This window comes from Thalassotalea sp. 273M-4 (assembly GCF_041410465.1).
Classification (GTDB): Bacteria; Pseudomonadota; Gammaproteobacteria; order Enterobacterales; family Alteromonadaceae; genus Thalassotalea_A; species Thalassotalea_A aquiviva.
Genome location: NZ_CP166961.1, coordinates 2,228,384 through 2,251,543 on the forward strand (window position 1 = coordinate 2,228,384; position 23,160 = coordinate 2,251,543).

The window sequence follows — 23,160 nt, forward strand, 5'->3', positions numbered from 1 at the left end:
GCTCACCCATTGGTTACCTTGTCAACACAAGCAATGACCACTCGGTTACCCTGGCTTTTAGGCATTAAGGTGATGTTTTTTCTTACATCTCGATAACCGTCTCTTGAGCCCACAAGGGTATAATCGCCCGGCTCTAAAGTAAGTTCTTTACTGGCAAAATTCCCTAAATGCCCCACCCGATAAAGCCGTACTTGGGTCTTGTTATCCGACTCAATTTTTAGTGCAACGGGTACTTTAAGAGCAGCAAATAAAGTATTTATCTCGTTAAGTTGGCGCGTAAGCTTTACCCCTGGTTGAGCAATTTTTTGGGCTTCTTGATACATAACGTTGGCATGATTAAAAACACTTTCATCCGTCAGTCTATTCGGATTGGCGATGATTTGGCTTAATTCTTGATCGAGTTTTGCTCGCGCACTGGTACGAATTTTTCCAATTTTAGCGGCCACAATGGTATCGTCTTTCGCTAAAATATTTTGATAATGTTCTAAGGCCTGTTGCCAACGTTCTTGGTTTTCATGCTCGCTAGCTTGGTTCAAATTGAAATCAATAAAACTGACCTTATTACGATTACGAGCCTGAGCAATGGCTTGGGCAGGATCGCTTTGTTGTGGCTTTATTTTTTGCGCGGTGTTAAAAGCGGCAATGGCCTTAGCGTGTTGATTTTGGCTCAACAAGCGAAAGCCTTCAGACATGGCTTTTGAGTAGGCTTTGTCTTTTAATGCCTGATCTGTTTCGGCTAACTTTTGCTGGACCAGAGCAGAGTCGGGATCAAGCGTATAGGCTTGTTGAAATAAGTTCTGAGCATTGGTTAGCTCCTGTGCATCTAAAGCATTAATGCCTTGCGTCACCAAAGCAAGTACCTGATTTAATACCGAGCTACGATACAAAGCTTTTCGAGCTCGTTCATCTTCAGGTTTAATATTACTGGCAATAATGAGGTGTTGTTCTGCTAGGGCTGCATTTTTATTGCTAATGGCATCAAGGCCTGACTGCAGATAATAGTCAAATTTTTGTTCAAATTGAGATTCCATCGAGGTCAGGTTATCAAGCACTTGTTGATAAGTGGCGATCGCTTGTTCAAACTTTTGTGTCCGATATAATAAATCCCCTTCGGTGGCCATCGATAACGCCTGTTGATACTCTGTTTCAGCCCAACTTTTAATTTGTTTTTGCTCCAATAATTTTTGTTTTTCTAATACTTTGGCCAAAATTTCTTGTGCTTGTTTGCGATATTTTGCCTGCTGAGCTTCGTGCCAAGGTGAATCGTCAATCGGCTTTTGTAATTCTTGGCGAATAAAATCTTCGGTGTTAACCTTTGGCGAAGTTGATACCGAAGATGGTAACCAAATCATCACCACATAAAGCCCTATGAATAACAAGACAAGCACCACTAAGGTGAGGCTTCGTTGCTTAAATAAGCCCAGCAAAGACGAAAACATTCCAGCTCGCTGAGCTGAAATGTTTAGAGTTACTGTTTCTGTTTCTGACTTAACGTCATCTTTATGAGGGGCTTTATTTGTCATTCACTCTACAACTATTGGCCTAAATTTATTATTACTGTTTACTTAACGTATAGACTAAAAACACAAAGCTTTCACCACCTTATATAGGTGATCATTCACCATTATTAATTTGATAAATATCTTTAAGGATGTCTCGCCACTGCATGTATTGGTTTTCAACGGTACCGGTTAAGGTCACGGTGCGATCTTCAAGTTCAATAACTTGAGACTCAATGCTGGCTTCAAACGAATCCCCTAGCTCTTGTAGCGCTTCTGCATGGATAAGAGCTTCTTCTGAACGTTCCATACCATCTTTGATCAGATACCCGCCAGCGGTAACGCCAATCATGCTGGCAGCTCTAACCGAACCATTTGAATTTCCGGCTCCCAAAATACCAGCGATAATAGCGGCCGCGCCCAGTAATTTTTGATTGGTTGCCGTGCGTTGCATATTGCGCAGCGAAACCACTTCGTTATAGCTTTCTTTGCGCCATAACTTGTACGGCGGTTGCATCTCTTTTGCGTAACTGCCGTAATATTCTTGCAAAGTATCTATAAATAAATAATCTCGTTCTCTTATTTGTTTAATGCGTTGCATCATAGGTTCATTATCAGCGGGCAAGCGATTTATCGTCAGCTCCCCAGCGTCATTTTGTTTGAGATAACTGGAGAATTGCTGCTCAGCAAAAGCGCTGGCAAATTTGAGCTCTGATACTTTCCTTAATTCGCGAATACTGGCCGAGTTTAAAGCGCTTTTATACGCTAAAATGTCATTGGCAATTTGGTTATAGATGTTTTGAAATGGCTCATTGCTGACTTGACTGCGACTACTGTAGGCATAATGACTGGCTTTATTTTGATAGGTCTTACTAAACCAAGCTCGGTTTTTGCTGTCACGTACAGCAATAGATATTTCCAAGGTTTCGCCATCAGATTTAATTATTGTACCATCGACTATCACATCTACAGACGAATGCCCTTCGGGTATGACCCGAACCGCTCCCCACGCCCCGGTTGACTGAATGGTTTCCATAAGCAGATACGGAAAATAACTCGACTCGGCGATACGAATTTCAGAAAATACTGGCACCTCAGAGTCTTCTTGATTGATTTGGTCAAGACCCGGATCAAATATATTAATCCCAACATCCAAGAGCTCCTCTTCAGGGATAGTGTTGGTTTCATATTTTAGCGGGGTCACTTCCGTCGTTTTGACTTCGGTGGTGGTACATCCTGATGCCAATAACACCATAAATGCCAACAACAATAGCGTTGTAACAACACGGGTATGCATATTAATTACCTCGACTTTGGTTTTTGTACTTACGGTATTCTTGCCATAGTTTTTCTCTTAATTCAGGGTCAGGTTCTTGCATTGCAGCCTCACGTATTTGACGCGCCACCAAGTCATCATCATTACCACTTGGGATGTCGGCAGGAGGGGTATAGATGGCGGGTTTTGATTTAAAATCTCCCACCTTCTCAGTTGGCGCACCGACAATGGTCCCGCCGCCAGAATTAACTTGCTCGCCATTACCACTTGGTGGTGGTGGGATCGCGCTTTGTTCTTCACCATTTAAAATATCATCATACAAACTGCCAATATCCGTTGTGCCTTGTTGTTGCTCTAATTGCTCCTCGCTTCCTTTTTCGCTCCCTCGAGTTTGAATGTATTCACGCTCACTTAAAATCATGCCGTCATAATCACTGATACTACGATTTAACTTTTCTTCAAGTCCTGAGATCCGCTCTTGGCGAGTTTTGACCCCACCTATACTACTGGAGTTAGAGCTAGCACCAGCAGGATCGTTAACACCATCACCTTGCTCGTTAGTGCCGGCTTGTTGCCCAGCACGTGTCGCATCTATCACTTGTTCGAGCCCTTCCCACGTACTGCGCTCGGAAGCGGATGTACCTTGTGTGGATGCCGATGACTGTGGGGCTCTTTGCCCCCCCTGTTGTCCACCGCCTTGATGGTTGGGGACTTGCTTACTTGAGTCTTGTGACGGAGCACCACCTTCTACCCCACCAGCGGGTTGAGTAGATTGACTGCTTACGGTTGTTGATTGAGTGCTCGATGATGATTGGTTACTGCTGCTTGCTTGCGCACTACTATCAGATTGGCTGCTGGTTTGCGCCGAAGCACTGGTTTCTTGTTGCTCAGAAAAGTCTATGTCATCTGAGCTGTTGTTGCTCTGCTTGGTTTCTAAATCGCTAACCTCCGCAGAGCTACTGTCTGGGTTTTCTGAAGCACTTTCACTGGCTTGACTCTGGGTTTGACTGCGGGCTTTGGTGTCGGCTTGACTTTGCGACTGCCCCTTTTGAGTATCTGTTTGAGCGCTTGCTGGTGAACTTGGTGAGCGCTGCTCACTTTGACTTGAGCTCTTTGACTGTTGCCTTGAAGGTTTGGACTGCGAGCTCCCTGAGTTCTGAGAAGGTCTACTTGCAGAACTGGGCGAACTTGCTGAACTCGGTGAGCTTGCAGAGCTAGGCGAACTTGGATTCGTTGGTGGTGGCTGCGGGCTGTTCTGTTGTGACGTTGATTTACAGCCTGAAATCATCAACGCCAAGCACATAACAACTCCCCCAATAGCATTTATCTTCATTTATATTCCTACTCTTTGGGTAACATCACTAGCAATTCAAAGTCTTCCATATCAACCGGCTGACCGTTTGCTATTTTGGGTCTGAACTTGGCTTGTTTAATAAACTTTAATATTTTTATACGCGCGCTTTTATCGCCTAAGGTGTAGTCGTTAACCGTACGAATGTTTCGAACCACACCGTGGCGGTTAACGTTAATTTTTAAATGCAATGAGATTGGCATCTCTTTTACTGGTAACGACGATACCGATGCGGATGCATTGGCTTGTGCATTAACCACAACCAGTTCGTCGTCACTGTCGCTGGTATGGTTTTGTTGATTCGGCGGTTGACGTGTTTCAAGACCATAGCCTGTTGATTGCTCACTGTTAATGGCGTCATTTTGGGCTACGGCTTCACTGGCGTCTGCCAACATTGGCGCATTGGCCGTATAGGTTTCTGTCCCATTAAATTGGATGTCGGTTAGGTTGGCGTTGCTAAATTCGACAGCAGAATCTGGTTCGGACGGGTCGCTATAACTCATGTCCCTGCTAGCAAACATCAGTTGGTTTTGCTCAATGTTTTGTTCAACATTTTGTTCAAAGTCTTGTTCATATACCTGAGTATCGTCTGGTCCACTTTGACTCGCCGTTAAAGATAAACCCGGAGCGGAAATGTCAGGGTACTCAATTTCGCCAAAACCAATTTGCGTTTCAATAAACTCAGTGCGGCTCATTTGGCCTAAGAGTAACCCTTGCACTCGCTCATTTAGCTTACCTATTTTATGTAACACCACAGGTTCAGAGAGGGCTAAATCCGCCACATGATGCCACATTGATTGACTGTTTACGTAGTTTTGCGCATCAGCATAGTAATCGATAGAACAATCGCGTTTGTGATTAATTAAACACCAATCGGCACGTTTAAGCAGGACTTTCACCACGTCTAAATGATTAATATCTGGTTGCGACTGCTGGATGTATAACTCTTCTTCTATCAAATCAAGAATGTGAGAAAACGACTTAAAAGCGCGATTCGGATCGTTTTTAAAGCCAACGGCTTGATCCAGACTAAAGTATTCTGGACGACGGGGGATTGCTTCACTTCCAGGCATTCGTGAGAGCAGGTAATTGGTGGTGATTAAGCCATTAATAGGATCAATAAGCTTCAGAGATGTCGGACCATACTTTTCTTTATGGCTGGTTAGAGAATGCTTGTAAAATGCATTGGCGTTAAGCAAATTTTGCAATGCTTGTTCCGAATCATTATTGTAAAAGGACTCGAGTTGCCAATTGGCCATCTCCAATTCTAAGTCCATTCTTTGTGGATCTGAGGGGGGGAAATTTTGCCTATGTAAACGGTATAAAAAAGCATAACGTTGGCCAACTTCTTCCCACTGTTTGTTGGCTTTGTAACTGTCGATAAGCTTCTTAATGATGGGGATTTGGCTTTGCGCATATAGCCCATCATTTATCCGATTTAAATGCAATGAGCGCTTAAACGATTCGATGGCCGATGGGTACTCACCAATATCAAAATACACCTGCCCTAAACTTAATAATTCCTGACTGAGCCTGTCGCCATAGGCACCTTCTTCGGATTCTATTTTTTCAATCGCATACTTTAAATCTTCGACCCGCTGTAACTGTTTTGTTTTTGATTGCTCACCAGGCTCATTGTCGGTGATGGTTGGCTGAACTGGCATTGGGGTCAACTCAGGATCATTATTGGTTTGAACTTGACTAAAAGCATGACTGCTCAAAGAGATTGTGTAGACGCCGCAGACAAAAATAAAAGAGCAAAGGTTATATTTCATAAAAGATTCCCGTCACCGCAAGGAAACGACAAGCCCTGGTATCATTGTCGTCTATGCTTTTTCAAAACTAAATGTTAATAACATTAATGGCTTAGGTTTTTTAATGTTTTTAGCCTTATCTATTGAGTATAGGTGTCGTTCTGGACCTGTAAAGGTGAGTAGGTAAAAATCTATTTTCAGAAAATGAGCGGGAAGAAATGACAAAAAACAGCTTTAGCTTGGGTTAAAATCAGTCCAAACAAGCCCCCAAATTAGGCTTTTTAAGCAAAATTTTGCGCTAAGATTTGCGCTGATATTTACAAGCAGGCATAAAAAAATCCCTGTTACGTTAACAGGGATTTTTAATCTCAAACAGGGGCGAAGGTTACTCGCTTAGTGGACGCATATGAGGGAATAAAATAACGTCCTTAATGGTTGGTGAATCGGTAAATAGCATCACCAATCGGTCAATACCTATACCCTCACCCGCGGTTGGCGGTAAACCATACTCTAGCGCGGTGATGTAGTCTTCATCATAATGCATTGCTTCATCATCACCGGCATCTTTTTCTTCAACTTGCTTTTTAAAACGCTGAGCTTGATCTTCTGCGTCATTTAACTCCGAGAAACCATTGGCAAGTTCACGGCCACCAACAAAAAATTCAAAACGATCGGTAATGAATGGGTTGTTGTCGTTACGACGCGCTAATGGTGAAACTTCCCATGGGTATTCGGTGATAAACGTTGGTTGATCAAGTTTGTGCTCAGCAACTTGTTCAAAAATTTCGCAAAGGTACTTACCAGGACCCCAAACGTTTTCCCCTTCCGGTTCTTTCACTCCGACTTGCTTAGCAATCGCTTTAAGTTCTTCGAAGCGGTTTTCTGGATCATTAATCACGCTTGCATCAAGTTCAGGCGCGTGCTTAATGATCGCGTCCATCATAGATAAACGTTCAAAAGGCTGACCAAAGTCGTAGAATTTCTCTTCCACTACCTCGCCATCTGAGTTTTTAACGGTATTACGAATAATGGTTGTACCCAAAACGTCTTGCGCCAATGTACGCAGCATTTCTTCGGTCAGGTTCATTAAATCTTCGTATGTTGCATAAGCCTGATAGAATTCAATCATCGTAAATTCAGGATTATGACGGGTCGAAAGACCTTCGTTTCTAAAGTTACGGTTTATTTCGAATACACGCTCAAAACCACCCACAACCAAGCGTTTTAAGTAAAGCTCAGGTGCAATACGAAGGAACATGTCGATGTCCAAAGCATTGTGGTAGGTTTCAAATGGTTTTGCCGTCGCACCACCAGGGATAACTTGCAGCATAGGTGTTTCAACTTCCATGAAGTTGCGCTTTGCAAGAAAGTTACGAATGCCACTGACAATTTGAGAACGAATTTGGAACGTATCGCGGGTATCTTGGTTGATGATCAAATCAACATAACGCTGACGATACTTCATTTCCTGATCAGACAAACCATGGAACTTTTCCGGTAATGGACGAAGCGACTTGGTCAGCAAGCTATATTCTTCCATGTTAACGTATAAGTCACCTTTGCCTGACTTGTGCAAAGTACCTTTAACCCCAATGATGTCGCCAATATCTAACGAACCCCAACGGCTTTTGATATCTTTTTGTACGTTCTTTTCTGCGTATGCTTGAATACGCCCAGTCATATCCTGTAAAACTAAGAACGGACCACGTTTGGCCATAATACGACCAGCAACCGCGTAAGAAACCTGAAGTTGTTCCAGCTCTTCCTTGGTCTTATCACCATGCTCAGCCTGGATATCACTGGCGTAATGCTCGCGATTAAAATCATTTGGGTGGCCATTTGCATCACAGTTAGTTCGGATATTTTCGAGTTTACCGCGACGTTCTGCAATTAACTTGTTCTCGTCTCTTACTTGTTCAGTCATGTGTTTATCTCAGGGTTATCTAATGTATATGGTTGAGCGTGTTCGCCATCTGCTCAACGGGTTAAAGACCAGATTTTAAGCTGGCTTCAATAAATGGGTCTAGATTACCATCTAGTACCGCTTGTGTGTTTCGGCTTTCAACACCAGTTCGCAAGTCTTTAATGCGACTGTCATCGAGCACGTAGGAACGAATTTGACTGCCCCAGCCGATGTCGGATTTACCATCTTCTAACGCTTGCTTGTCTTCGTTCTGTTTTTGAATTTCTAATTCATACAACTTGGCTTTTAATAGTTTCATGGCCGTTGCACGGTTTTTATGTTGCGAGCGATCATTTTGACACTGCACCACAGCGTTGGTCGGGATATGGGTAATTCGAATCGCCGAGTCGGTCTTGTTAACGTGCTGACCACCGGCGCCAGAGGCTCTAAAGGTGTCTATACGTAAATCCGCTGGGTTGATTTCAATTTCAATATCGTCATCTATCTCAGGGTACACAAATGCCGAAGCAAACGAGGTATGCCGACGCGAGTTTGAATCAAAAGGTGACTTTCGCACCAAACGATGTACCCCTGTTTCGGTGCGTAACCAACCAAACGCGTATTCGCCGCTGAACTTGATGGTACAACTTTTAATACCTGCAACATCACCATCGGTTTCTTCTAAAATATCCACTTTAAAACCGCGAGCTTCACCCCAGCGTAAGTACATTCGCATCAGCATACTGGCCCAATCTTGGGCTTCGGTACCACCCGATCCGGCTTGAATGTCAAGGTAACAGTCATTTGCGTCCTGTTTACCAGAAAACATTCGTCGAAATTCAAGCTTCTCTAGACTCACGATAAGTTGGTCAAGTTCAGCTTGGGCATCGTCAAGCGTGTCTTCGTCTTCTTCTTCAACAGCCAGTTCGATTAAGCCTTCAATGTCTTCACACCCCGAGTCCATATCATCAATGGTTTTAACCACTAATTCTAGCGCTGAACGTTCTTTCCCCAAGGCTTGGGCTCGTTCAGGCTCATTCCAGACATCGGGTAATTCTAATTCGCGATTAACTTCGATTAATCGTTCAGATTTTTGTTCATAGTCAAAGGTACCCCCGAAGCACATCGGTGCGTTCACGGATATCTTTTATTTTATTATGTAATGGATTGACTTCAAACATTAAAAACATTCGGCTTAAAAGTGGAAAAATAGTCGCGCATTGTACCTTACTCTATTAGAGGATTAAAGACTTTGAATGCAACTGTATCGGCTTTTTATTGTCGATTTAGCCTAAGTTTAGACACTTTGTAAATAATTGACGAGAAGCTGTACGCTTTGTTTTCCTCTAAACTCATTTACATCGAGTTTATAAGCCAAATGCACCCATTCACAACGATGATTTGGCCATTGTTGTAAATCGACATTAAACGCAATCGCATCAATGCTTACGCCATTAAGCTCAACCAACATTTTCAAATGTTTATCGCCAACAATACGTTGTTGGATTAAACGAAAATGATTATCAAAGACAGGCTCAGGAAAATTTTGCCCCCAAGGTCCTGATTCGCGCAGCAGATGGGCAAACTCTAAGGTCAACAATTGCTGCTCTAATTCGCCATCACTTAGGATAATATTGTTGAGCATTTCGGATTCAAGCCATTGCTCAGCGTAATGATAAAAGTGTTGCTGAAAGCGCTCAAAATCGGCTTCTTTAATCGAGAGCCCCGCAGCCATCGCGTGGCCACCAAACTTGGTGATTAAGCCCGGGTGCTGGGAGTCAATATGTTCTAACAAATCTCGAATATGCAAACCAGGAATAGAACGAGCCGAGCCTTTAATTTCGCTATCAGATGCATCATCACGGCCTTTGGCAAAAACAATGGTTGGGCGATGAAACTTTTCTTTTAACCGCCCCGCGACAATGCCTATAACACCTTGGTGCCAATCCGGTCGGTACAAAGCCAGCGCCATTGGCATTTGTTGCTGTTCAAACGATAAGGTGTCGAGCACCTGCATCGCTTCATGCTGCATCCCTGCTTCAATCTCTCGACGGGTTTGGTTTAACTCATCTAATTCTTTCGCCATTACTCGAGCCACATTTAAATCTGTTTCGAGCAAACACTTTATTCCTAACCCCATATCATCTAAACGACCTGCGGCATTAATACGCGGACCAAGACCGAAACCGAAATCACTTGCGACCAATTGTCGTTGGTTTTTCCCTGCCACTTCAATCAACGCCACAATGCCTGGTCGCGTAGCACCGGCTCGAATTCTTTTTAAGCCTTGCGCCACCAAAATACGATTATTGTGATCCAAGCTAACCACATCGGCAACGGTACCAAGGGCAACCAAATCGAGCAGTTGCGCCATATTCGGTTCGGCTAAGCCTTGTTGAGCGAACCAATTGGCTTGTCGCATGGATTGTCTAAGCGCCAGCATCAAATAAAAAGCCACGCCCACACCGGCTATCGATTTGCTTGGAAATGGGCAACCTGGCTGATTTGGATTTACAATGGCATCGGCGTCAGGCAGTTGATTACCCGGTAAATGATGATCGGTAACAATAACCTGACAACCTAATGCTTTAGCCATCTCAACCCCTGCCAAACAACTGATGCCATTATCGACAGTAACAATGACTTCTGCGCCCATTTGCTCCACGGCGATTTGGCTGATCTGTGGGGTTAAACCATAGCCAAAATCAAAACGATTAGGCACCAAAAAATCATGATTGTGACTGCCAAGTAATTGCAAGCCACTCATCATGAGTGCTGTTGATGTAGCGCCATCGGCATCAAAATCACCAACAATGATGATCCGTTTCTTGGCTTTTATGGCATCAAAAATCACGGCACAAGCTTGCTCAAGCCCTTTAAGTTGTTTGGGGTTATGCATTGCTTGGGCTGATTGCTCTAATTGCTCAGCCGACTCAATACCGCGGTTGGCGTAAATATTTTTTAAAATGGGGTGCAGGTTTGCAGGCAGTTCAGAAGTATCAGCAACAGGGCGACGTTGAATGGTTTTAATCATAGGTAATGAGTAATCGCTATTAGGTGAAATAATGCTCTAATCAAGAATCGGTGAAAAAGTCGTTCTATTGGTCATCGATATGTAAGCAATCTAAGGTATCAGCATACCTTAGATTGATCTCACAGCCAAAGACTAAAATTCTTGGTTTCGGTTATCAGCCTAAAGTCTTAGTGCTAACTCCAATTCGCTTAACTAAAATAAGGCTTTCTCGTTAAGGTCTTAGCTTGCATCATAGGTTGACCAAGGGCAAACACACTATCAATGGCCAAGGATTCTCGCTCTAATAACAGCAAATCGGCATCGGCACCTACTTCAATGCGCCCTTTGTGAGCTAAGCCCAGAATATTTGCTGGCGATTTGGTCACGCTGCCAATAGCCATGGCTAAGTCAACTTGATAGTCTTGATGGGCTGTCACCATCGCTTGATGCAAACTGCGTACATTGGCTACTTGTAAGTCGATTAAATGAGATTCTTGATCAAACACAGGTAAACTGCCATTACCATCTGAACTCATTGATATATGATTGATATGAACGCCAGCATCGAGCGCCATTTTTAACGCCAACGGGGCAGCGACTTCACCGGCAGCCAAAATTTGCTCTGTGGTACTGGTGGTAAAGTCAATAAAGCCACCTTTTTTGGCAAACTCTATGCCGGTATTCAATAAAGATTGACTACGGTTTATATGCGTTGGATAAAACTGACTCAAAGGGATCCCTGAGCTTTGACAAACTTGCTCGAGTAAAGCAAGTTCCGTTGGTTCATCTCCGACATGAATACTGACAATGCCAGATTTGCCCGCTAACATGCCACCAACCCGAGCTTGTGAGGTGAGTCTGGCCAAATCATCGACGCTCATTTGACTGCTTCTATGATCGCTTATTGCAACCTCGCCAACGCCAATAATTTCGTCAATCATTAGAATGTCTTTTTCCAGTGATGCGGTAATGGTTTTGACGGGATAATGATAAGAACCACTATAACAATAGGCGGATAAACCAAATTCTTTTAACGCTTTGGCTTTAGCAACTAAGTCTTCTAACGAACGGGTTACCGAGTCTGTCCCCAAAGCGCCGATTAAAGTGGTCACCCCGCCATATACTGCATCTTGAGGTGACATTTCGGGTGTTCGGGTGGCAAAACCACCCTCACCGCCACCACCAGAAATATGCACTAAAGAGTCCACCAAACCAGGGATCAAATATTGCTCTTTGGCATCAATCACGGTTAAGCTATGACTTGCTTCAAGTTCAATATTATGGTCAATGGCAATGATTTTATTAGACGCCACTAGCACGTCTTGTTTACCTAAATATTGCGGTGCGAATACAATCGCATTTTTAAATAGCTTCATCATTTTCCTATGAAAATTGTATGCTCACAGCCACCACCATAGTAGTCGCTGAAAGAAGAATAAGTGCCAATAAAAACTTATAAACAAATTTGGCCCAAACCAACCAGTCGATTTTCGCCACCCCAAGACAGCCAATAAGCGAAGCTGACGTTGGGATAATAATATTGGTTAAACCATCTCCAAGTTGAAACGCCAATACGGCAACTTGGCGTGAGATCCCAATTAAATCCGATAATGGCGCCATTAACGGCATGGTTAAGGCCGCTTGCCCAGAGCCTGAAGCAATGAAAAAGTTAAATACCGATTGAAATAACAACATGCAAAGCGCGCTTAATTGCTTGGGCAAATCGCCAATCGCTTCACTAGCGCCATAAAGAATGGTATTGAGCACCGAAAACTCAGCGGGATTATCGCCACCAAGTAAAATAACTATGCCCTTGGCCATTCCTACAATCAAGGCTGCAGGCAAAAGATCTTTTGCCCCTTGTTGAAAGGCATCGGATACTTGATGAATATCTAAACGTTTTCCGATGACGCTGATAACGCCAATCACACACGCCATTGTAAAAAACTGACTGGCAAGCTCGGGAATGTAATAGCCTCTTGCTGTCACCCCCCAGATAACCCAAATAATGGTGGCTAAAAAGGCCAATAAAACCACGCCATCAATTAATTGAAACGAGGGCATTGTCGATTGGCCCAGCTCACCACTTTGTTGTTTTTCTGCTTTTATCGAATGGGCGTAGCGCATGGTAAAGACAGTGCCAAATACGGTAAAGACTAACCAACAAACCATACGAAACTCAGCACCCGATAACAATGGTACATCGGCAATACCTTGGGCTATTGCCACACTAAAAGGGTTCATCCAAGAGGTGGCAAAGCCAATTTGAGTGGCAACATAGGTGACCATCACTGTTGTGATGTTGTCATAACCTAGCGCGCGCATAAGGGGCAGTAAGACAATACAAAAGGCAATGGCCTCCTCCCCCATACCAAAGACCGCACCGGCCAACGAAAAGAGAATAAATAATATCGGAATAAATAGAGTTTCAGCTTTTTTTACCCTGTAAATCAAGGCCAATATACCATTGTTAATGGCGCCTGTTTTCATTACCACGCCAAAGGCACCGCCGGTGATCAAGATAAACATCATCACCCCAATGGCACTGCCCCATTTACTGCCAGACACCATGCCTTCAAAGGCAAAGTTAAAAAAACCAACCCCGCCTTGCTCGGCAAACAAAGGCACACCTTGGCTGGTGTCATTTAAAGTAAAGCTATCCGCGATTAAGGTCGCTTCTTGTGTTGGGGTTGCTGCACTGAGGCTAAACTTTCCAGCAGGCACCAAATGCGTTAATACGGCAGCGAATACCACCACAAAAAACAAAATAATAAAAGCATCGGGCATCCGCTTTGAACTGCTCACGGATGAGGTATATGTGGTTGTCGTCATGATTATGTAGCTATAGGTTAGGAGCGCTCATTATACACAATAAGCGCTTTTAAAATGAAACTTGATAGTCATAAATCGGCAAAGCCCTAATGGACTTTGCCGTCACGCTTACTTCATGAAATAGGTGAAAGATAAGCGGTAGTTAGCGCCTAAAGCGTCGTGGTTAATCGAGTCAAAACCACGGCTTGAGCCGTAAGCGACAGGGGGCTCTTCGTCAAGCACGTTATTCATGCTCAAGTTGATGTTAAAGTCTGCAAAATCGTACCCCATATTTAGGTTGATTTTGGTCCAACTATCTACATCACGTTCGCCATTACTGTCTAGCACACCTAACTCTTCAAGTTCATCGATGTTGCGACCGCGCATACCAGCTATATCGTCTTTATAGCTGTCGGTAAATTGTGCACTGATGCTTGAATAGAAGTGTTCACCAACCCAACCTAAACGAAGGTTGGCGATATTTTCTGGGTAGCGCCATGTGCCAATTAACGCTTCCACTTCATCCGTGCTTGGTCGGTTACGATCAAACTTTAAGTAATGGGTGGCATCAAAGGCTAAGGTTAGCTTGCCCTCACCAAGGATAACGCTGTGATCGTATTTAAAGTCAAGGCCACTTACTTCTTGCTTACCTGTATTCATTAACTGAATAACATGGTCACGGTATAAAGGTAACTCATAATAACGCGGATCATCATAGTCAATCCAGGCATCTAAAATTTCATTTAAGTTAGCACCTTGATCTTCAATGGTTAAACCAGCTTGGTCGGTAACATCACAAAGGTAGGGATCATAAGACACCCCGATTTCACCTTCAGGAACCAAGCCACAAAAACGAACCGAAGCGTCCGTTAACGCGCGATCCAGTAATTGCGTCATATCGGTATCAACCAGATCTTCATGCTCAAATGCCCAGTAATCAAGTGACACATTGATATTGGCTGTTGGGCTGTAGGCAAAACCTAAGCTTACCGACTCAGACTCTTCTGGGCTTAAGTTTGCATTTCCAAGCTCCAATACGTTCGGGCTACGCTCATCGCCATAGCCTTCACAGTACAAGTCAGCAACCGCTGGATTTGCACCACAGTCATAAGTAGCCGTTGTTGCTCTTAGTTTGACCCCTGCTTGGGTTAAACTTGGCGCTCTAAAGGCGGTTGACCAAGAGGCACGCACAACTAACGAATCGATAGGGCGATACGTTAGTGCCACTTTGGGATTAAAGGTATCACCAAAGTCATCGTAATTATCGTAACGACCGGCAAGTTGCATCTCTAACTGATCGGTTAAAGGCCAGTAAAGCTCGGCAAACGATGCCCATTGTGTGCGGTCGGCTTCAGAGAAAGACGAACCAAAACCAAAGACATCAACAAGGTAGTCATTTTCTGAACGAGCACGCGCATTTAATGATGGTACATCCGTAATTTCTTCTTTGCGCACTTCCATCCCAAAGGCGGCGCTGACCATGTGCTGGTTAAATTCGAATAACTCACCAGATAAGCGCGCATCCCAACCATAAACCGTACTTTCACCGTCACGAGTTGGTTTCTCTTGCGCCCGAGCTAAAATGGCGTCATTGTTTGCATCCCCTTCTAAAAATGGGTTGTACATACCCAGCAAGCTGCCGCTTGCACATGATACAGTATCTCCATCATAAGACGCTAAAGTGCCATCTGAGCACAACTCGCCATCTACCGCTGCGGTATACTTGTAACGATTGTAAACCCCCGCAATAGCGACTTGCTCAGACTCAGACTTTGAAAGAGTGACGCCGGTTTCCCAATCCCAATCATTCCACTGACCCGATAATGTTGACACCAAACGAAACGCATCTGTGCTTACTTCAACTGTTCTTGGGGTAGCAAATCGTGCATCGTATTTAAAGCCCCAAAGTTTTTGATCAGCTTGGGTGTAATATGGATCAATCCAGATCGCATCAAAGAGTTGATCTTGCACCTCTTGTGGGAAAATTTCCAGCGCCGTTTCATTTACCCAAGGGCCGTCATCGTCGTCCAGATCTAAAATAGCTGAAGGTGATGATTTAGCCACAGACTCTGAATGTGAGTAGAAAAAGTCGGTATTCCAGAACATCTCACCAATCTCTTTTGAGTAGGTAAACCCGGCCGAAGCGCTTTCTAGCTCTGGTAATAAAACATCGTCTTCATTACGATAATAGGCACAGATTTGTTCACCATATTCGGTGGTAACTAAATCGGTCTTACAATTAGGGTTGGCAATTTCATTGCCATCTTTTGCTGACCAGTAGTAAATGTTTGGCGTATTTTTAGGTAAGTAAGAGTATGAAGACTCAAGCAACGGCGACTTGGTAAAGTCACGATCTTGAGCGGTAAATTCTTCGCGTTTGTAATAGTCACCAAAAACGGTCAAATTGCCGTCAGCAAGGCTGGTACCAAAAATAAAGTTAATGTTGGTTTTCCCCTCACTAGAGGATTCAAAACTGTCTGCTTGCGAGACATTTAATTCTGCGCCTTGATAGTTTTTCTTTAAAATGTAGTTGATAACACCAGCAACGGCATCGGCACCATAGGTTGCAGATGCCCCCGTTGCCAGTACTTCAACGCGCTCAATCGCGGCAAGTGGAATGCTGTTGATATCAACAAAATTTTGCGTGCCAGCGGCAAAAGAGCTTGCGGCAACGCGGCGACCGTTAATTAAGGTTAAGGTCGCGGATGGGCCTAAGCCACGAAGTGATGCAGCTGCTTGTCCTGCCGGTGTTGAGGTGGAAAGCGCGCCCGATTCTGAGGTACTAAACGAACCATCACCACCACGAGTTTGTCCTAATTGCAGCATCAGCTCTGAAACGCTACTGGCGCCTGAACGTTTAATCGCTTCACTGTCAATAATAACGAGTGGTTGTGCCCCCTCAAGATCGACCCCCTTGATTTGAGAACCGGTCACGGTAATTTTTTCTATTTCGGATGTATTCGTCTCAGCGCTCTGTGCAACCGCTAGGTTAGAGACGCTGATCACAGTTAAGGCGATGAGCGATTTGTTAAACATCTTCATAATTAACTCCCTGATTTATAGTGTTTTTATGTTTTTTAAATTTGGATTCTTAACGTATAACTTGAATAACATAACTATCGATTCAGGTTGCTCAAACATGTTCTTTAATTAAACAGTTAAAGGATTTATCAGCGATCTTTATTGTATTTTTTGATTAAAATCACAGCACACAAACAACGATGCCAGTAATTATGAAATTCAGGATTAAATTAGTTTTTAATTAAAAAGAAAGGCGAGTTTGAGCCAATCCTTGAAACAGAAGTTTCAAGTCTTATTCGTCAAACCACTCAGAAAGATGGAAATTTGAGTCGTTATATGTTGTAAGCGAGTTTACTTTACGGTACATATAAAAAAGGTCTTCGTTCGTTATTCAACTTTATTCAGTTTGGCAACAGTTAAGGTTGAAGAAATAGTTAATAAAATTATTACCCTCGTTGCAAAAAAAAGTCAACAAGGTAATTACATTTTATTTACTTGGATTGAGTTTTTTTGCAAACGGTGACCGAAAATGCGTATAAAATCATTAAAAATAATCATATCTTCGCTTATATTAACGACTTCTCATGTTTCGTATTCAGCCTCCAATGAGCAACTATTTTTAGTCGGCGGTGGTCTAAAAACATGTTCAAGTATGAATCAATCACAGTGTGAAAAAAGTGATAGACAACAGATAAGCCCATCGACGAGCGAGCTAAAACAGGGTAAATCGGGCCCCCTGTTTAAAGTAAACAATAGCAAAATTGAACAGCTACGCGGTTTGCTTATCCCCCACTATCCAGCGCAATACCATCAAGGCTTGTTGTCATTGTTAAAGCAAATAAAAAAACACAGCAAGCAAGCATCACTGAGCAAAAATCAACTAAGATCTTATTTCAAACAATTTGACCTCAAAGGCATGATCCCAGCCCTATCAGATCCTGAATATTATCTATTGCTTGATGTGTTAGAAGTGGCGGTCGTTGATACACAGGCGAATAAACGATTAAAAGAAAAAGTGTTTTTAACCCAATCAAAAGATTCTCATAGCGTTTTTTTATACCAAGAGTTTGTTCGCTTAGCAGGCAAAAAATCGAAAGCGAGTAAACCTAATATTTTGGTCTTAACGGCGTCTGCACGTGACCCTTTTGAGGCGGCAGATTTTTATCAACAAGCGTTTACCCAAGCAGGGGCTAATGCCTACTGGTTACCGCTTGATGCTACCTTACAAGCCGTTTGGCAAATGGATGGGGATTTAGCTCAGCACTGTCAACGCATTGATTCTTATCGACTCAAGCACAACGGTTCGTACAATAGACAAGCGGTCTACCCAGATTTAGTCGAAAAGCAAATCAATACGTGTCTCAATCAAAGTGCGGTAAAGCAACTTGTCGCATCTGTTGATGGTATTTTCATTAACGGAGGTGATCAATCACTGACCAATAAAGCCTTTAAAAATAATGATGGTAGTGACTCCGAAATTCTATCGATTATTAAGCAACGACTCGCCCAGAATAATATCTTAATTGGTGGCACCAGTGCCGGCACTGCGGTGATGTCGGGCGCGAGTAAGCAATACCCAAACACCGTCATGATCACCAATGGACGCAGTGAAGACGCCATTTTTAGAGGCGCAAAAGCCGATGTGCTACCGACCGAAGGCTGTCAAAAGTCAAATCGCTGTGATCTAGATTTACGCCATTCAGATCTGACCTACAATTCAACTGGCGGCTTGGGATTATTTGATTATGGCATCTTAGATACCCACTTTAGTGAGCGTGGTAGACAAGGACGATTAGCCGTATTAACCAAACACACGGGTGCTAAATACGCCTTCGGGGTTGATGAAGCTACCGCTTTAGTGGTGTCAAAAAATAATACCAACCAATCCATTCAGTTAGATGTTTTAGGCAAAGCTGGGGTTTTCATTATTGAAAATAGCGTAATGGACAAACAGGATCAGCTTACAACCCACTATTTAACCGCGCACGACTTTGCCACCCTAGCATCCAATAAATTAACCATGACATTTGCTGATATCAAACAAGCAGTGCCTAAATCAGCACAGCAAACAACCGAAGTGACTGACAATATTTTTTCCCAAACAAACTATCAACAATGGGCTAATAGATTGTGTTTAGGTGAATTTTACAGCGCTAAAGCGGCATTTGATTTTAAACAACAGCGCAAAGAGATCACTTTATCGAGCAGTGCTAATTTTAAAGCAAGCAAAGCCGTGATAAGCGCGAAACAACCGAGTGACGAGCGACAACAGCCACTCTGCTCTTATCAAAATTTGGCTTTATTTTTATAAACAGAAGCCGGCGCTGACCAAGCAACCTAAAAAATTAATAACCTTTTATTAAACACCCATTCACAACCCGATAAATTTGTGTGATATTAACGGGGCATAGATTGATTAAGATTAAGCAAAGGTGGGGAAATGAGCGATGTAGCTGAACGAGCTGAACCAACAATTGGGGCAGCAAAACTGGTTTATGTGCTTTACGTTGCGGGGCTGTTTTTTGGGATCACAGGCCTAGTTGGGGTTATTATTGCGTATATCAACAAGAGTGAAGCGCCAGAATGGTTAAAATCCCATTATCAATTTCAAATTCGAACCTTCTGGATTGGTGCTGTTTTTATGATTGTGGCGACACTACTGACCTTGGTATTGATAGGATGGTTACTGTGGTTATTTTGGATTATATGGTTGGTTGTACGATGCGTGAAAGGCTATCAAGCCCTTGATGCCGACTTACCAGTAGCTAACGTAAAAACGTGGATGTTTTAACCGCAGCGCCCAATATCAAATAATGGGGTTGTTGTTAAATGCAACCCGATTTTTTCCGGCTCGCTTTGCTCGGTACAAAGCGATGTCGGCCTTGGCGACAATAGCGCTTAAATCATGATGTTCTACATCAAGCTCTGCAACGCCCATACTGGTACTAAAGTGTAGTTTAACCCCGTGAACTTCAACCGATAGATTGGCTATTTTAGTGATCAATCGATTGGCTAATTGAAAAGCAACGTCACCTGTTTCTCCAGGCAGAACCAATAAAAATTCATCGCCCCCCCAACGCCCCATTAAATCACTTCGTCGAAGCCAACTTTGACAATGGAAACTAAATTTTTTCAATACTTCATCGCCCATTTCATGGCCATAAGTGTCGTTAATGGCTTTAAAATTATCCAAGTCGACCATAACACAAGACAGAGGCTGATTATGTTTTATTGCGAGGGCGATTTCTTGTTCAATTTTTTCAACCAACGACGCGCGATTTAAGACTTGGGTGAGGCCATCGAAAGTGGCTTGGTGGGTTATTTTTTGCTGCAGTAAATATTTATCGGTAATATCGACAAGCGAGACTAGCACGGCAAATTTACCTCGCCAATCAATTCTTTTAGAGATCAAATTAACCCAAATTTTTTCACCTTGTACGGTGATATTAGGCTTTTCATACTGCAAAGAGTCCACTTCACCACTTATTAACTTGTTATATTCGAGTTTTGCTCTGGCCTGCTCTTCTTTAGGAATAAACGGTAAAATAGAGGGCAAAGACATTACCGTATCGGCAGAGTCACAACCAACCATAGTGGCGTATGCTTGATTACAAAAAATGGGCTTAAAGTTATCATGCACTAATATCGCTTGCATCGAGCTCTCAACCAATTGCTGATACCGCTCTTCTATATCCACGAGTTGTTTTTGTGCTTGGACTAAGTCAGTTACATCAATCACCGCCACTTCAATAGCACCTTGACCCTCAAACTCAATAAACATTTCGATACTTAAAACATCATGTACTTGTTTTGTCGGCCCAAGGTGACTGACCAAGCTAACGCCAAATGGAATGTCTTTTTGCAGTATTTTTTGCTGCCGTTCTTTACATATTTGATGCTGTTGAGCAGGCAATAAACTTAGATACGAGCTCAAATGAAGAACTTCATTGGCATCTTTAAAGCCCAATTTTTTCGCGTAGCCTTCATCCACTTTTAAAACTTTAAAGTTACGGTGAATTAAAGCGCCGTAATAAGGGGCGTGGATTTTGTCAAGATTCCTTAAAAGAGAATTAATGATTGTCATAATGCCTTAGTGATATATCAATAGCGTTAAGCAACAAGGAAAGTATTTTAGTAACACAGACTTAAGTGTAGAATATGGTGTGCTAAATACGTTGGCTAAATGCTCAATTAACTCCCTTTCAACATTTAATTGCTAAAAGGTTTCCTCAAACGGCTAATTATTCAAACTTGGTGATAACAGATCATTTAAAAAAAGATCGTTGTAGTTCTAGAAAACGTCAAAAATATGCCATTATTAAAAGCACTCACATACGAATAGCAACCCACCCTTTTACCCTCAACATATGGGTAATGATGAACATAGAGAGAAAGAGATGAAATTAGTTTTAGCTTTAGCTGTTATTTTTAGCATGCTTTTGACAGCCTGCTCTCCGGCCCCAATTAAAACGTCTGAATTAGCGGGCAACTGGCAATTAGCTTCTTTTACCGGTAATGAAACATTGCAAGTTCAAGGAGATGAACCCATTACGTTAAACTTTGACTCAACTAAACAAAGCATAAATGGATTTGCCGGTTGTAACCGATACTTTGGTCAGTACGACTTATCTGATGGCAAGCTCAGTTTTTCTAAAATGGGAATGACGAAAATGTTATGCCAAGAAAACAATGAGATAGAACTGTATTTTATGGAGCAATTAAAGTCAGTTGCAGGTGCGCAAATACGTTCGGGTAAGTTGCAATTAACCAGTAGCAATGGCGATGTATTGCTTGAACTCACTCGTGGTTAAGATATAGCTAAATGCCTTTATTGGCTGCAGCAGATAAAAAGCACCAAAAGAGCTGACTCTATTGGTGCTTTTTTGAAACAACTTATTTACCATCTGCCGTTTTAACGTATTTGCTTGGCTGATAGCGCAAAACCTTATTGGGATTGATATAAGATTTTTGCCAGTGCTTTGGGTTGGTGGTAACCGGCCAACATAGTGCCATCTTCAAGGATCATCGCTGGTGTCCCTGTCACCCCAATATTTCGACCAAAGTAGAATTGTTCCGCAATAGGTTGTGCACACGAATTTGATGGCAGAGTTTTCCCCGCTTTGCCCATGTCCATTGCCTGTTGTGGTTGTTCAGCACACCAAATGTTTTCAAGCGCTTTAAAAGCCTTACTGTTAATTCCTGCGCGTGGAAAAGCCAAATAACGAACGGTGATACCTAAGGCGTTATAGTCTTCAATATCGGCATGAAACTTACGGCAATAGCCACATGACAAGTCGGTGAATACCGTCACCTGATATTTTTCGTTGGCCGCCGGATAAACAATCATCGACTCTTTAAATGAGTCCATCCCATTGAGGCGAATTTGCATTAATGACTTTTCGGTTACGTTGTTTAGCCCAGATCCGTTAAGCTCAAACATGTTTCCTCGAATAAACTTACTTGCATCGTCATTCGTATAAAATAAGCCACCGCTGGTAAACACTTCATACACTTGAGCCATGGCTGAAGGGTTAATGGACTCAACCTTTAAACCTAACTTCGCCAGCCCTTTTACAATTTTAGACTCAACATCACCGTTAACAGCCGATTTGACATTATTAGACTCTGTCTCAGATTCTGATGCCATCAATACGGCGGTGAAAATGGCAATGAATATTGCGCTCATTAAGATCGCGAGGTGTTTTTTCAACATTATATCTTCCTAGATATGTTAACGTTTTGCTCATTTAATTTTACACAATACCAACCATGCTCTTAACTGTGCTGCAGGCATCCAGGTTCAAAGTAAGTAAATGAACTAGAGCATGGTTTATAACATAAAACTTGCTGATATGAGATGCCTTGTTCACAAAGAGGATAAAATTTACGTAAAACCTTTAGTTTATTACTCAGTTTCTGTTAAAATCGCCGGCATTTAACGACAGGCTTTATCCAAACTATGAAAATCGGTTTATTTTACGGTTCAACCACTTGCTACACTGAAATGGCTGCAGAAAAAATTCAGGCTAATTTAGGTGCATCGATGGTTCAGCTGCATAATATTAAAGACACTTCGTTAACAGCATGTTTGGATTATGATGTGTTAATTTTTGGCATCTCAACATGGGATTTTGGTGAGTTACAAGAAGACTGGGAATCGCATTGGCAAGATGTGAGTCAACTTAATCTGACCGGAAAAACCCTCGCCCTTTTTGGTCTTGGCGATCAAGTAGGTTACAGTCAGTGGTTTCAAGATGCGTTGGGGATGTTACATGACCACATATTGCCACAAGGGGCGACCATCATTGGTTACTGGCCAAATGAAGGGTATGAATTTGAACACTCTAAAGCCCTCACCGAAGACGGCGAGTTTTTTGTTGGTTTATCATTAGATGATGAAACCCAATACGACTTAACCGATCAACGTATCGCACAGTGGTGCGAACAATTAATGGAAGAACTTGCTGAACTTGATTAACCAATCAGTCCTTGTTATTTCGCTTTCAGTTTAGATAAACCTATAGGTAACGGC

16 protein-coding genes are annotated in these 23,160 nt (G+C 42.7%); 4 read left to right on the forward strand and 12 right to left on the reverse strand.

Annotation, left to right across the window (positions count from 1 at the left end):
• Nucleotides 1-2 precede the first annotated feature (2 nt).
• The 10 genes from ACAY00_RS10115 to ACAY00_RS10160 form a co-directional block, all read right to left on the reverse strand.
• The gene (locus tag ACAY00_RS10115) at nucleotides 3-1,523 is read right to left on the reverse strand and encodes a tetratricopeptide repeat protein (RefSeq protein ID WP_371373042.1); all 1,521 of its coding nucleotides are present in this window, start codon (nucleotides 1,521-1,523) and stop codon (nucleotides 3-5) included.
• A gap of 91 nt (nucleotides 1,524-1,614) precedes the next feature.
• Nucleotides 1,615-2,796: a hypothetical protein gene (locus ACAY00_RS10120; RefSeq protein WP_371373044.1), complete on the reverse strand. Its 1,182-nt coding sequence runs from the start codon at nucleotides 2,794-2,796 to the stop codon at nucleotides 1,615-1,617.
• Between the two features lies 1 nt (nucleotide 2,797).
• Nucleotides 2,798-4,108 (reverse strand): hypothetical protein, encoded by a 1,311-nt coding sequence (locus ACAY00_RS10125; protein WP_371373046.1) that lies wholly within the window; start codon nucleotides 4,106-4,108, stop codon nucleotides 2,798-2,800.
• A gap of 8 nt (nucleotides 4,109-4,116) precedes the next feature.
• Nucleotides 4,117-5,901: a hypothetical protein gene (locus tag ACAY00_RS10130; RefSeq protein WP_371373048.1), complete on the reverse strand. Its 1,785-nt coding sequence runs from the start codon at nucleotides 5,899-5,901 to the stop codon at nucleotides 4,117-4,119.
• 364 nt (nucleotides 5,902-6,265) lie between these two features.
• Nucleotides 6,266-7,804: a lysine--tRNA ligase gene (lysS, locus tag ACAY00_RS10135; RefSeq protein ID WP_371373050.1), complete on the reverse strand. Its 1,539-nt coding sequence runs from the start codon at nucleotides 7,802-7,804 to the stop codon at nucleotides 6,266-6,268.
• Nucleotides 7,805-7,865: 61 nt separating this feature from the next.
• A protein-coding gene (prfB, locus tag ACAY00_RS10140; protein ID WP_371373052.1) for a peptide chain release factor 2 occupies nucleotides 7,866-8,964 on the reverse strand; the annotation gives its coding sequence in 2 pieces (ribosomal slippage) (nucleotides 7,866-8,888 and nucleotides 8,890-8,964; 1,098 coding nt in all).
• Nucleotides 8,965-9,080: 116 nt separating this feature from the next.
• Complete coding sequence (gene recJ, locus ACAY00_RS10145) at nucleotides 9,081-10,817, reverse strand: single-stranded-DNA-specific exonuclease RecJ (protein WP_371373054.1); 1,737 nt, start codon at nucleotides 10,815-10,817, stop codon at nucleotides 9,081-9,083.
• 188 nt (nucleotides 10,818-11,005) lie between these two features.
• Complete coding sequence (iadA, locus tag ACAY00_RS10150; RefSeq protein ID WP_371373056.1) at nucleotides 11,006-12,175, reverse strand: beta-aspartyl-peptidase; 1,170 nt, start codon at nucleotides 12,173-12,175, stop codon at nucleotides 11,006-11,008.
• 4 nt (nucleotides 12,176-12,179) lie between these two features.
• Entirely contained in the window at nucleotides 12,180-13,628 is a 1,449-nt protein-coding gene (gene yfcC, locus ACAY00_RS10155) for a putative basic amino acid antiporter YfcC (RefSeq protein ID WP_371373058.1), read from the reverse strand.
• 108 nt (nucleotides 13,629-13,736) lie between these two features.
• Entirely contained in the window at nucleotides 13,737-16,643 is a 2,907-nt protein-coding gene (locus ACAY00_RS10160) for a TonB-dependent receptor domain-containing protein (protein WP_371379684.1), read from the reverse strand.
• 637 nt (nucleotides 16,644-17,280) lie between these two features.
• Between ACAY00_RS10160 and ACAY00_RS10165 the strand changes: the two genes are divergently transcribed.
• Nucleotides 17,281-18,939, forward strand: a complete 1,659-nt coding sequence (locus ACAY00_RS10165; protein WP_371373060.1) for a cyanophycinase — start codon at nucleotides 17,281-17,283, stop codon at nucleotides 18,937-18,939.
• A gap of 129 nt (nucleotides 18,940-19,068) precedes the next feature.
• Nucleotides 19,069-19,419 carry a DUF4870 family protein gene (locus tag ACAY00_RS10170; protein WP_371373062.1) on the forward strand — a complete coding sequence of 117 codons (351 nt, stop codon included), beginning with the start codon at nucleotides 19,069-19,071 and terminating at the stop codon, nucleotides 19,417-19,419.
• A gap of 15 nt (nucleotides 19,420-19,434) precedes the next feature.
• Here the strand turns inward: ACAY00_RS10170 and ACAY00_RS10175 are convergent, their stop codons facing one another.
• Nucleotides 19,435-20,712 (reverse strand): diguanylate cyclase, encoded by a 1,278-nt coding sequence (locus ACAY00_RS10175; RefSeq protein WP_371373064.1) that lies wholly within the window; start codon nucleotides 20,710-20,712, stop codon nucleotides 19,435-19,437.
• A gap of 313 nt (nucleotides 20,713-21,025) precedes the next feature.
• Between ACAY00_RS10175 and ACAY00_RS10180 the strand changes: the two genes are divergently transcribed.
• Nucleotides 21,026-21,439, forward strand: a complete 414-nt coding sequence (locus tag ACAY00_RS10180) for an META domain-containing protein (protein WP_371373066.1) — start codon at nucleotides 21,026-21,028, stop codon at nucleotides 21,437-21,439.
• 134 nt (nucleotides 21,440-21,573) lie between these two features.
• Here ACAY00_RS10180 and dsbC read toward each other — a convergent pair whose 3' ends face one another.
• Nucleotides 21,574-22,341 (reverse strand): bifunctional protein-disulfide isomerase/oxidoreductase DsbC, encoded by a 768-nt coding sequence (dsbC, locus tag ACAY00_RS10185; protein WP_371373068.1) that lies wholly within the window; start codon nucleotides 22,339-22,341, stop codon nucleotides 21,574-21,576.
• 246 nt (nucleotides 22,342-22,587) lie between these two features.
• Between dsbC and fldB the strand changes: the two genes are divergently transcribed.
• Nucleotides 22,588-23,106: a flavodoxin FldB gene (gene fldB, locus ACAY00_RS10190; RefSeq protein ID WP_371373070.1), complete on the forward strand. Its 519-nt coding sequence runs from the start codon at nucleotides 22,588-22,590 to the stop codon at nucleotides 23,104-23,106.
• Nucleotides 23,107-23,160 lie beyond the last annotated feature (54 nt).